The sequence below is a fragment of the Acinetobacter sp. ATCC 27244 genome (assembly GCF_000156555.1).
Lineage (GTDB): Bacteria > Pseudomonadota > Gammaproteobacteria > Pseudomonadales > Moraxellaceae > Acinetobacter > Acinetobacter haemolyticus.
In genome coordinates, this window is record NZ_GG666014.1 from 1 (window position 1) to 281 (window position 281).

Below are 281 nucleotides of genomic sequence, written 5' to 3' on the forward strand. Positions count from 1 at the left end.
AGCTCACAACAAATAATATCAGTGATTCACAAGTTCTTGGAGATTTACTTAATCAAATCCCATTGGATGAGCAGATTGATTCAGTCTATACAGACGGGGCTTATGACACAAAACAATGCCGTCAGGTCATTGCAGATCGGCAAGCGTATGCAGTGATTCCACCCAGAAAAAATGCAAAGCCTTGGAAAGATAATAAAGTGCATTCGCGAGAGCGAAATGAATTACTTCGAACAGTTAAACGTTTCGGCAGGACACTATGGAAAAAATGGTCAGGCTATCAT

The 281-nt window shown here is 40.6% G+C and carries 1 protein-coding gene; it reads left to right on the forward strand.

The genetic code is table 11. The features are described from left to right. On the forward strand, nucleotides 1–281 hold a 281-nt coding region (locus tag HMPREF0023_RS16030), incomplete at both ends, for a transposase (RefSeq protein WP_008942607.1).